Here is an 11,017-nt window from a genome sequence, read left to right as displayed (position 1 = left end):
TTATAAGGACTATCCCTCCAAATGCTTCTAATCTAACGAATTCTACTAAGGGATCTTTAATGCGTTCTAATAGTCTTTTTCTTTTTATAAATTGGATCATTATATATTCTTTTAGTATTTATCGGTTATATAAACAGACCTGACTTGGTATAAAAACCAAGTCAGGTTTCTGAAACGAAGGTCGATTCATTCCATTCTGTATACTGCAAAAATAGTAGGCTCTACGAGTTTTATAAAGAGGGAAATCCCTACTTCGATAGCAATTTTTAAACAATAAAAACAATTTGGTTTAATCCCTCCCAGTTTTCTTTAAGCTTAAATTTAATAATAAATCTAGAAGTTTACAATTTGGTTCTTGAATGCATAAATCACCAAGTTTACAGTATTGAAGGTATTGGTTTTCTGAAAGAGATTACTCTTATGCTTTTCAACGGTTTTTGGACTTAAAAAAGTTTTCTCAGCGATTTCCTTATTTCCGTACCCCTTGCAAATAAGATCAATTATTTCCTTTTCTCTTTCAGTAAATACAGGGAGTGTGGCTTGTTCCTTTTTACGCTTTCTAAAACGATTTAACTTATCTGATAATAAACTAACAATCTCATCGGAAAAATAATTACCTCCATTATGCACTTTCATAATGGCCTTTTCGAACTCATCAAGCTCCGAATTCTTTAACATATAAGCCTCAACACCAGCCATAAGCATTTTCTCCAAATAATCCTCATCGAGAAAAGTCGTGAGTGCTATTATTTTGATATCCGGAAATTGCTCAACGGCTCGTCGGCTAGCCTCTACACCATCGACATGAGGCATATTAATATCCATAAAAACAATCTCAGGAACTTTAGTTTTCAACAAATCAAGAAATTCTTGTCCATTAGAAGCCTCTCCAATGATTTCGACATAGGGAAAACTTTGCAACAAAAGACGAAAACCATCTCTAAAAATCTTATGATCGTCAACTAAAACTATCTTTATCTTTCCCATCCTATAGCAATTTATTCGTTTCCTAATTAAACTCGATATTCATTAGAAAGCCTTGTCCTGGCGATGTTTTCAGCTCACAATGTCCACCTATGGATTCGACTCTCTCTACAATATTCGAAAGTCCCATTTTATCATTTCCATGCATAGCTAACTTACTCATATCAAATCCGATTCCATTATCTTTATAGGAAAGAATGATACGTCCCTTTTGTCGAGATAGGCGAATACTTGCCTTATCAGCATTGGCATGTTTCAAGCTATTATTCATTAATTCGCCAGAGATTCGATAAAGCATGACCTCAGTACTCTTGGTCATTTCTCCACTAAATTTACAACTATCAAATTCAAGTTTCATCTCTCCAATACTATTGATTTTTGCACATAGGCGTTCAAGAGATTCAACAATATTATAGCGGTTTAAAATAGAGGGATTCAAATTATTAATAACCTCGCCAACAGCTACCAAAGCCTGATTAGAGAGATTTGTTATATGCTTCAACTTTTCACATGCTTGCTTATTTTCCACAAGTTCTTTTTCCAGAATTTTACTATACATTCCTACACTCGACAGAATAGCCCCTAAACCATCATGTAAATCCATGGCTATTCTTCGCCTTTCCCTTTGTTCAACATCCATTGTATTGCTGAGAATTTGACGATCTGCTTTTATAAGAGAATCCATCAATCTGGCAATCAAAGTCAAACTCACAAGCAGAATAAAAAAGATAGCTACAAGAAGAAAGAAAACCTCTTTTTTAAGTCTGGAATTACTCTCATTAATATAAGACTGAAGAGCATTTTCATATTCAGTAAAGATTCTATTAAAGTTCAGATAGGATCGTAACATGGTACTATCCAATCGTTGTTTCTTAAGATAATTACCAGATTTAATCAATTGATCCAGATGTGCAACAGAGGCTTTAGTTTCAAGTAACTTCTGCTCAAACAATTCATAACTTTCGGGAACAGCACTTTTGCTTTCAGATAAGATCTCTCCTATTCGATTTAAATATGAATCTGCTTCATTAAAACTCTTTGAAATCCCATTAAATGACAGGCTATCCCTTTGCATCACAAAGTTGTCCATCTCAATTCTACCATTGAATACTTCAACTTCTACTTTCTCAGAATACTCAACGAGATTGATGTGTCTGGTATCGATTACTGAACTGGTTCGGAATGTGTATATGATTCCGCCAAAAGCAAAAATACTAAATAGCAGCAAAACAGAAATTACTTTTTGCTTTATTAGAAAATTCTTTTTTGTAAGCATAAATTAAGGGCCTTAAGTCTGTTTTTTCACAAGAGACTAAACAAAATTACAATTAATAAGGAGCTATACCCCTATTTTAAGAACATTTTCATGTCAAAAAGGGAAAGCTTCCCGCCGCAAACGAAGGAAACTTCCCCAAACTTTTACAACTGTGACATGCCCCCTAAGCATCACTTTTGTAGTATAAGGTTAATTGACTTTTTCATTATTGTTGTTATCTCTTTACAGATTCATCACAACTTCTGTTAGAACCATTTCTTCATTTCTTATACTAATGGGTACCCGAACGTTTAGTAAGCTTTTGAAATAGGCAGCTCTATCAGTCCCTAACCTCAAAACTGGTTTTATAGAATCATGCAATAATCTTGAAATAAAATTCTCTGATTGAGAATCACCAAACAAAATATCTTGCGCTCCTTGTGCTAGAACAAAATCTGCTTTCTCATGCTTCACATATTGCAGAATAGTCTCAATTTTGTCTTCACCTGTATTCTCAAATATCTTAACCTCGCAAAAAATCCCCTCATCTCTGATTGAACGCTCGAGTAATTTTGCTTTTCTATAGGCTAAACTCTTTTCTAAATCGATCTTTACAGTCAAAACTGAGATTAATGTGATGCGAGTATTTAATTTCTTTGCCAGATAAATCGACCAATTCAATATATCTCTCGACTGCTGTCTTATATCTACAGGAACCAATATATTGCGAACGCCTCTATATGTCCATCGATCTTTGACTGATAATACCGGGCACTTAATGTCTTTGACAAACTTATCGGCACTATGCATTTTCAACTTCCCGACTAAGCCTTCTATTCTTTCATTTTTTCGAATGATAACTAAGTTATAATTCTCGTTATTTGCCACCTCAATAATTGTGGGAACATGCTGTCCAATTTCAACACGAAGATCTACATATTCAGGAATCCTCCCCTTAAACTGAAGTTTTGCAAATCGAATCAATCGAATCATTGCTCTCGCTTGCAACCTTTTATTAAGTTCTGTTTGTACCAAACTCTTTAAATTTGATGCAGCAGGTGTTACATGAATAAGTGTTATTTTTGAATTCATTTTCTTCTTGAAAAAAACAGCTTGTTTCAAAGCATCTTCTCCATCTCCACTAAGACTAACAGGTACAAGAACACGTTCCAGGTTAACATCTTTCATATCAATCTACTTAATATTTTTAAACACGAATACCTTTACTTTTTAACAACCAAGAATCCAAACATGCCTTAATCCCATTCTGAAATTTACGTTGTGGATTCTTCTCAAAAATAATCAGTTGACTTCTTCTATTTTTTGCGAACTCATGAATTTCTTTTTGTCCTTCTCCTTTTTCAACTTGGGAGAATGTTACGCTTGTACCCTTACAATTTTCAATCAAGGGTAACACCCTATTCCTTCTCTCTTCAGCTGATACAAATGAGCGAGATAAACAAACATTGATACTTGGATTTTCACTGATGGCAATTTTCTTCAATACAGATAAGTTTGATGAAGTAGTCTCCGATGTATCAGCAAGTAAAAAAATTTCTGATATTGCATTATTATCTTCAAGCCCTACCAAAACAAATAAATCTTGAGAGACTTGATCTATAAGTTCATTCATTCTATTCTTATTGGGAAAAAGCTTCTCATAATTTCTGGATCCCATTACAATCTGCCACTCTTGTGATTGGTACGACTCAGTTTTGAAGTATGCCGATAAATCTCCTTCAAAGGGTATTAAGCGAATCTGATTATCAGGCATTGAATAGCGATTTTGTAAATGTGATTTCAAACTACCCAATTCACTATTAGCAATACCCTCGAGCATAGGTGACAAATCACGCACCATAGAAGATCCAAAATTGGTTTTTTGCCAAGTTTGAATAATATGAATCAATGAGCCAGGGCGATAAAGATACCGCATGGCAAAATGAATGGCTGCCTTATTCCCTTCTGAATAATCGGCTAAAATCAAGATATTCGATTTCCTCTTTATAGATGTGTCAATTTCCTTTGTCTGCATGGCTCAATTTTTATTGGACAAATGTATGAGGTCTATTGAATCGGGGAAACAGGGTAGGTCCTAAACCTGATGGGGGAAAACCCTACATTTTATCTTGTTATATTAATTTAACAATCACCAACATTCACACTAACAACTTAAACATCAATGCAATTACGACTTGCCAATTCAGATTAATGAACGAGAAAATTGTTGAGAAAATAATAAGCCGTATTAGCCCTCCTTTTTTTGTATACATTTACGTCATCAGAAGAGAAAATGAAAAACTTTAGCATCCGTTTTATACTACTTATTTTACTAGTTGTTGTAAGCCCTACAATCCAAAAGATGATAATAGGGACTCAACAAAAAGCGCATCTTAGCTCGCTTATTTCTGATGCTGAACAATCTTCATTTGAAGACGAGTCTGATGAATCTGATGGTCAGTTTATCTGCTTATTTTTTAAGTATTCTATACATTTAAAATTACCACTTCAATTCTCTTATCAAGCTTCAACGTTATGCTGCAGTCTAGCTGTCAATATTGTAGAACCTCCGCCTCAATCGACTTCTTAAACTGGTTTTTTACCCGTTCTTCTTAAGCAACTGCTTCGAGAATTATACCATTTTCATCACCAGTCTACATAAACATCTATTGGTTAGTATACATAAGCCTATGTACGCTTAAGAATAGACTAACAAAAGCAAATTCTTTTCTCAGGATCTGCGCTTCACTTTATCACCATCACACAAAGGGAAAAAAATGAGATCACAATCAGCACCAAAAAATCGAAAATCTAAGCTTCAACTTATACATCAATACTATTCCTATACAGGATTTTATAACTTTATTTGGGAGAATATTAAGAAGTCGATACTACCATTTATTCTAATTATAGGTGGGCTTATTTTAATTGATCGATTTGTAATCGACTTTAATTCCTTCTTTTCTTATATTACAGAAAACTATTCAGCCATAAGTATTTTTTCTCTGTTTTTCACATCAGAATCACTACTAGGCTTAATTCCTCCAGAACTATTTATTGCATGGGTTAATACCTTACCTAACCCATTTTTAAATCTATCCCTTTTGGCTTTACTATCCTATTTAGGAGGTTGTGTGTCTTATTTCATTGGTAGAGGCATACTATCCATACCTAAGGTTAGTCATTACCTTGAATCTAAAATGGCAAAGCACATTATCAATATCCGCAAATGGGGTGGTTTTCTCATCATTGTGGGAGCCCTACTGCCGATTCCTTTTTCTATGGTTAGTATTGCAGCGGGTATCATTAGTTTTAGCTTCAGAAGATATTTAATGTATGGACTTTTCAGGTTCTTGCGTTTCTATTTATACGCTTTAGCCATCTTTTCATTGATGAGCTAAAAAAACAAATCCCAGCCAATAGGCTGGGATTTGTTTTTTTTAAAATATTACGATCTTAATTAAGATTCTTGATAACAATTTTCAGCTTATTTTGAATTTCAACAGCAATTTCACCTAAAGTATCATTCTCGACCTTTGCCATTGAAGCGATAGGATCAACTGCAGACACTTCGATATCACCATTATCGTGTTCCTCAACAATAACGTTGCATGGTAGGAAAACGCCGATCTTATCTTCTCGTTGCAAGGCTTTATAAGCATAGTGTGGATTACAGGCACCCAAAATCACATACTTCTTAAAATCTGCATCAATTTTCATTTTCAGAGTTGCTTTAACATCAATTTGTGTTAAAACACCAAAGCCTTCTTTTTTCAATTCAAAAGTTGCTTGTTCAACAGCTTCATCGAAATCTTTCGTTTTTAAGACTTTATTAAAATAGTAGCTCATAATTTGGGTATTAAGGTCCTCATAAATACGTTTAAATAAAATTAGTCGCTGAGTAATATATAATTACCCATGACTTTATTCCCCCTAATTTAACGAATTATCAGCTATAAAAAAATCCCAACTTCTTAAAGTCAGGATTCATTATAATCAGAATAACAACACTAATTTTTAACAAAAGTAATCGTAGCAAAGTCTGCTGCTAAGTTTGTTCCATCTCCAAGTGGTGCATCAACAAATAAAGATATAGGTACTTTAAGATCTGTATTAGCATCAGCAGAAGCGAATGTTACTCCACTATCGGTACCAGCATCATAAACAGCTGCAGTTACAATTTTAGTATCAACAAAATTACTACCATTATATAAGTTAACATTGAAAGCTGCAACATACCAGTCAGGACTAGGTGCAACCATTGAAACTAATGTTACTGATGAATTCGCAGCATTTACCAGAACCTCAACAGTAATTTCTCCTTCTCCACTTCCTAAACCACTACCAAGTACAAAATCCAAGCCTTCATTATTTACAATTTTGGCCTCCAATTCCGCTTGTAGTATAGCGGTACCACCATTCTCAGCCATATCTTCAATTCCTGCAGATGCAGTTGTTCCGACATTAAAGAAGGTACTTGTTGTTGGATGAGACCAACCAATTAAAGGCGAAAAATGTGCATTTGATGGATAATCTGTAGGAAAGTCGGTACTATTCCAATGCATTGTAAAAGTAACTCTGTAAGATGCTTCACTTTCAATTCCAGTTTCAATAGGGCCATCACTTTTATTACAACTCACAAATACCAACCCAATTAACAGGTAAAAGTATGATCTAAATTTCCTCATAATTCTTATTTATAATTTCCAAATAGCTTGTTTCATAGTAAGTGTCTCCAAAACAGGATCAGCTTATCTTTGATAAATAAAAATAAGCATATTTCCCCACAAACTCGACTCTTATCAATTCTACTTAGCATCAATTGGAAAAAAAAATCTCAGCTTTAATAAGCTGAGTTGACAATTAGGATGACTTACTTTCTGTACCTCAAACGAAGTAGTTTATTGTTCGTTTCCTTATGTATAAGTTCCTCAATTAACTCAAAACCATACTTGTGATAGAATGCTATCCCAACATTATTTCGCTCAAAAACCTCAACCTCCATTACATCGTGAAAATCTGAAACAAAGTCCATTAATTGTCTGCCAATACCTTTTCCGTGATAATCCGGACGAACAAAAATAGCTCCCACTTCATTTCCCATCATCGAGATAAAACCCAAAATAAGGTCATCATCTGTGAACACCCAAGTCGAAGTGTTAGGAATATAAACATCGCGAATATTCCTCTTCTCCATACCCATAAAATCAGCATCTAAAAAAGGATGAGCCATTCTGGAAGCTTGATACCAAACCTCTAAAATTTCATCAATATCACTTTCTATATATTTTCGTATCATTTCTTATTTCCTTTTTCAATCTCAAAAACCTAATAACCATCAGAAGCCTGACTCTCTCACAAGCAATAGTTTAAACACAATATATCATTTCAAAATCACAACTCCACAAGTTACAAATCATAGAGCAAAGAGGCAATTCTCCTTTATACTTTTTTTTGTTGAAATTTGTTTATGAGCGAAAATTGCAATAACATTGCAACATGCAAACAAGTATGACACAAAATAAATTTTGGTGGAACTTCTCAATAATCAATATCGAGAAGGGTTAGCCATATGCACATAATTCATATACTAAAAGACCTGCTTCTCGCAGGTCTTTTTTTTGCTCTAAATCGTAGAATTCTAACTATAAAATCAAAATACCATGACATTCAAAGACTATTTTAAAAATTACCCGAACGAAGAAGGTTATTTCGGTGAATTTGGCGGAAGCTTCATTCCCCCTGCACTGGAAGACGAAATGAAACGCATCAATGAAGCTTACTACTCTATCAGTAAATCTCATGAGTTTATTTCTGAATTAAGAAGCATTCGCAAACACTTCCAAGGACGTCCAACGCCTGTCTATTATTGTAATCGTTTATCAGAGAAGTACGGCGGACGCATTTACCTAAAGCGTGAAGACTTAAATCACACAGGAGCTCATAAACTTAACCACTGCATGGGCGAAGCTTTATTAGCAAAGTATATGGGCAAAAAGAAACTCATTGCTGAAACTGGAGCAGGTCAACATGGTGTTGCATTAGCAACAGCAGCTGCTTACTTTGGTTTGGAATGTGAAATTCACATGGGCGAAGTTGATATTGCCAAAGAGCATCCAAATGTGATGCGCATGAAGATACTTGGTGCTACTGTTGTACCCGTAACTCATGGCTTAAAAACCCTAAAGGAGGCTGTCGATTCTGCATTTCAAGCTTACTTACTAGACCCTATCAACACGATCTACTGCATTGGTTCTGTTGTTGGTCCACACCCGTTCCCAATGATGGTTCGTGAATTCCAACGTGTAGTTGGTATCGAAGCTCGTGAACAGTTTGAGGAGATGACAGGCGAATTACCAGATAATATTGTTGCTTGTATTGGAGGTGGTAGCAATGCCATGGGCATATTCTCAGCTTTCTTAGATGATCAGAATATCATGCTGCATGGTGTGGAACCAGCTGGTCGTGGAATTGATAAAGAGGGTGAACATGCTGCAACTTTAACTCTTGGAAGTCCTGGTGTTATTCATGGTTTCAAATGTTACATGCTACAGGATAAAGCAGGAGAGCCAGCACCAGTATATTCTGTTGCCAGTGGTCTTGATTACCCTGGTGTTGGACCAGAACATTCCATGCTTAAAGATCTACAAAGAGCTGAATATCATCATATCGATGATAAGGAATGTATAGATGCATTCTTTGAGTTAAGTCGATTGGAAGGTATTATTCCTGCACTTGAGTCAGCACATGCAATTGCATATGCCATCAAATTAGCTAAAACCAATCCGAAACAATCTATTCTTGTAAACTTGAGCGGACGCGGAGATAAAGATCTTGATTTTGTGATTGACACCTATGGTCTACCTGAAGACAGATAAGCTTAAGTAACTTTTATGAAACAAAAATGGCGACCTATTAGGTCGCCATTTCTAGATATATTATAAAAGAGTCTAGTGCCCTGCTTCTTCATCATTTAAAGACTGGAAACCTTTTCCAATAATCTCATTTGCTTCAGTAACGTTTACGAAAGCCTCTGGATCAACTTCTTTAATATACAGCTTAAGAATTTCAAGCTCTCTACGGCTCATTACCGAGTAAACCATTTTTCTTTCTTGTCCAGAGTAAGCTCCTGTTCCATTAAGGATAGTAGCACCACGCACCAATTCATTTTTAATTTTAGCAGCGATAGACTCATATTCATCCGACACAATCATAACCGTTTTGTGGTAGCTAGCCCCACTTACAATCATATCAATAATCTTACCTTCAATATAGATAATAATAAGCGAGTAAATTGCAAATTCCCATCCGATAGTACCCGTTTCAGTAGGCTGAATAAGAGTAAACAATACAATAATACCATCTACAATCATTACCAGTTTTCCTAGAGATATCCTCGAGTATTTAGCCATAATCATTGCAATGATATCAGAACCACCTGAAGTTGCACGTGATTTAAAGATAAGCCCTATTGCAATACCGTAAAAGACTCCAGCTACAATTGTATTCAACATTGGATCAAGAATAACCTTAGGATAACCAACAGAAACAAAAGTCTCCATTATCCATACTGTAGTCAAAATAATCGCAATACTTACAATTGTCTTAATCCCAAAGCGAGGGCCAAGAATGATAGTACCTAAAATAACCAATGGAACCTCCATGGCAAATGTACAATAACTAATTTTCCAGCTAAACATTGTGTTTAGAACTGTAGCGATACCATAAACGCCACCTGGCGCTAATTTGTATGGAACCACGAATAAAATGTCAGAAACAGCGAAGATAATACTACCTAGAATAAGGTAAGCATAGGCAGAAAGCCATTCGTTTGACAAAAATTTTTCTTTAGTAATAAAAGCCATTCTATGTGTTGTTTAGTATTTCAACAATTCGACTTGTCCTCTAGACGGTTATCCTTAGAATAGCATCGAAAAGTTTAGATGTGTTTAAAATCGGCGACAAAATTAATCGGCTTAAGCACAATAACAATAACTTTAAGAAAGAAAATTACATGTCTAAAAACAGCATTTTATCAAGCTTTGACTATTGTAATAATGAAAACTTTAATTCGTCGTAGGAATAGCTTCATACATGCTCATGTATAGGGAGTTTATAGTATTTCTATGAACCATAAGATTCATCTCTTTTACAGTAAAATGGCTAGATTGAAAGAATTAAGCAAAAAAAAAGACCTCAGTTATTAAAACTGAGGTCGAATATCATCTAAAAACGAAGCCTAATTCAAGCCACTTCTCTTCAATAAAGGTGCAATGGAAGGCTCTTGTCCTCGAAAGCGTTTGTAAAGAACCATAGGGTGCTCACTACCTCCTTTTTCCAATACTTGTTCGCGGAAAGAATCAGCTGTTTCTTTATCGTAAATGCCATTCTTCTTAAAAGCATCAAAAGCATCAGCATCTAAAACCTCTGCCCATTTATAGCCATAGTAGCCAGCAGCATAGCCTCCTGCAAATATATGCGAGAATGCTGGACTCATACAAGAGGTTTCTAATCGAGGGAAAAGCTCAGTGGCCTGCATAGCTCCTGCTTCGAATTCAGAAACCGATTCTTCAATAGGTTTTTCTACTGAGTGCCAAGCCATATCATTCAAGCCGAAGCTAATCTGACGAACGAAGGCATATCCCGAATGAAAATTACCACTATCAATAATTTTTTGAACCAAATCAGCAGGGATCTTCTCTCCTGTTTTATAGTGCTCAGCAACCTTATCAAGCCATTGCTTCTCAAAAGCATAGTTCTCCATAAACTGAGATGGTA

General features: G+C 35.2%; 11 protein-coding genes. 2 read left to right on the top strand and 9 right to left on the bottom strand.

What is annotated here, in order from left to right; translation table 11 throughout:
* Positions 1 to 333: 333 nt before the first annotated feature.
* From ABY905_RS09250 to ABY905_RS09235, 4 genes are all read right to left on the bottom strand, one after another.
* Entirely contained in the window at positions 334 to 987 is a 654-nt protein-coding gene (locus ABY905_RS09250; RefSeq protein WP_372642836.1) for a response regulator, read from the bottom strand.
* Between the two features lie 22 nt (positions 988 to 1,009).
* On the bottom strand, positions 1,010 to 2,260 hold the full coding sequence (locus tag ABY905_RS09245; protein ID WP_372642834.1) for a sensor histidine kinase: 1,251 nt from the start codon (positions 2,258 to 2,260) through the stop codon (positions 1,010 to 1,012).
* Between the two features lie 222 nt (positions 2,261 to 2,482).
* Positions 2,483 to 3,427 carry a universal stress protein gene (locus ABY905_RS09240; RefSeq protein ID WP_372642832.1) on the bottom strand — a complete coding sequence of 315 codons (945 nt, stop codon included), beginning with the start codon at positions 3,425 to 3,427 and terminating at the stop codon, positions 2,483 to 2,485.
* A 19-nt stretch (positions 3,428 to 3,446) separates the two neighbouring features.
* Positions 3,447 to 4,274: a hypothetical protein gene (locus ABY905_RS09235; RefSeq protein ID WP_372642830.1), complete on the bottom strand. Its 828-nt coding sequence runs from the start codon at positions 4,272 to 4,274 to the stop codon at positions 3,447 to 3,449.
* Between the two features lie 742 nt (positions 4,275 to 5,016).
* On the opposite strand from ABY905_RS09235, the gene ABY905_RS09230 reads away from it, so the two are divergent.
* Complete coding sequence (locus ABY905_RS09230) at positions 5,017 to 5,640, top strand: YqaA family protein (protein WP_372642828.1); 624 nt, start codon at positions 5,017 to 5,019, stop codon at positions 5,638 to 5,640.
* A gap of 55 nt (positions 5,641 to 5,695) precedes the next feature.
* Here the strand turns inward: ABY905_RS09230 and ABY905_RS09225 are convergent, their stop codons facing one another.
* The 3 genes from ABY905_RS09225 to ABY905_RS09215 form a co-directional block, all read right to left on the bottom strand.
* Positions 5,696 to 6,088 carry a DUF302 domain-containing protein gene (locus ABY905_RS09225; RefSeq protein WP_372642826.1) on the bottom strand — a complete coding sequence of 131 codons (393 nt, stop codon included), beginning with the start codon at positions 6,086 to 6,088 and terminating at the stop codon, positions 5,696 to 5,698.
* 161 nt (positions 6,089 to 6,249) lie between these two features.
* Entirely contained in the window at positions 6,250 to 6,927 is a 678-nt protein-coding gene (locus ABY905_RS09220; RefSeq protein ID WP_372642823.1) for a spondin domain-containing protein, read from the bottom strand.
* A gap of 185 nt (positions 6,928 to 7,112) precedes the next feature.
* On the bottom strand, positions 7,113 to 7,538 hold the full coding sequence (locus ABY905_RS09215) for an N-acetyltransferase (RefSeq protein WP_372642820.1): 426 nt from the start codon (positions 7,536 to 7,538) through the stop codon (positions 7,113 to 7,115).
* Positions 7,539 to 7,902: 364 nt separating this feature from the next.
* Here ABY905_RS09215 and trpB point away from each other — a divergent pair, with 364 nt between their 5' ends.
* On the top strand, positions 7,903 to 9,117 hold the full coding sequence (trpB, locus tag ABY905_RS09210; protein ID WP_372642818.1) for a tryptophan synthase subunit beta: 1,215 nt from the start codon (positions 7,903 to 7,905) through the stop codon (positions 9,115 to 9,117).
* A gap of 72 nt (positions 9,118 to 9,189) precedes the next feature.
* Here the strand turns inward: trpB and ABY905_RS09205 are convergent, their stop codons facing one another.
* Positions 9,190 to 10,104, bottom strand: coding sequence for a YitT family protein (locus ABY905_RS09205; RefSeq protein WP_372642816.1), 915 nt, complete (start codon positions 10,102 to 10,104; stop codon positions 9,190 to 9,192).
* Between the two features lie 374 nt (positions 10,105 to 10,478).
* Positions 10,479 to 11,017, bottom strand: a 539-nt coding sequence (locus tag ABY905_RS09200; RefSeq protein ID WP_372642813.1) for a M3 family metallopeptidase, incomplete at its 5' end; no start/stop codon positions are given.

Source organism: Ancylomarina sp. (assembly GCF_041555295.1).
Taxonomy (GTDB): domain Bacteria; phylum Bacteroidota; class Bacteroidia; order Bacteroidales; family Marinifilaceae; genus Ancylomarina.
This window is presented reverse-complemented; position numbering and strand designations above follow the sequence as displayed.

Coding starts and splice junctions, on each gene's coding strand:
- ABY905_RS09215 (WP_372642820.1), bottom strand. CDS start 7,538: ATGATACGAAAATATATAGAAAGTGATATTGATGAAATTTTAGAGGTT.
- ABY905_RS09205 (WP_372642816.1), bottom strand. CDS start 10,104: ATGGCTTTTATTACTAAAGAAAAATTTTTGTCAAACGAATGGCTTTCT.
- ABY905_RS09235 (WP_372642830.1), bottom strand. CDS start 4,274: ATGCAGACAAAGGAAATTGACACATCTATAAAGAGGAAATCGAATATC.
- ABY905_RS09220 (WP_372642823.1), bottom strand. CDS start 6,927: ATGAGGAAATTTAGATCATACTTTTACCTGTTAATTGGGTTGGTATTT.
- trpB (WP_372642818.1), top strand. CDS start 7,903: ATGACATTCAAAGACTATTTTAAAAATTACCCGAACGAAGAAGGTTAT.
- ABY905_RS09240 (WP_372642832.1), bottom strand. CDS start 3,427: ATGAAAGATGTTAACCTGGAACGTGTTCTTGTACCTGTTAGTCTTAGT.
- ABY905_RS09245 (WP_372642834.1), bottom strand. CDS start 2,260: ATGCTTACAAAAAAGAATTTTCTAATAAAGCAAAAAGTAATTTCTGTT.
- ABY905_RS09250 (WP_372642836.1), bottom strand. CDS start 987: ATGGGAAAGATAAAGATAGTTTTAGTTGACGATCATAAGATTTTTAGA.
- ABY905_RS09230 (WP_372642828.1), top strand. CDS start 5,017: ATGAGATCACAATCAGCACCAAAAAATCGAAAATCTAAGCTTCAACTT.
- ABY905_RS09225 (WP_372642826.1), bottom strand. CDS start 6,088: ATGAGCTACTATTTTAATAAAGTCTTAAAAACGAAAGATTTCGATGAA.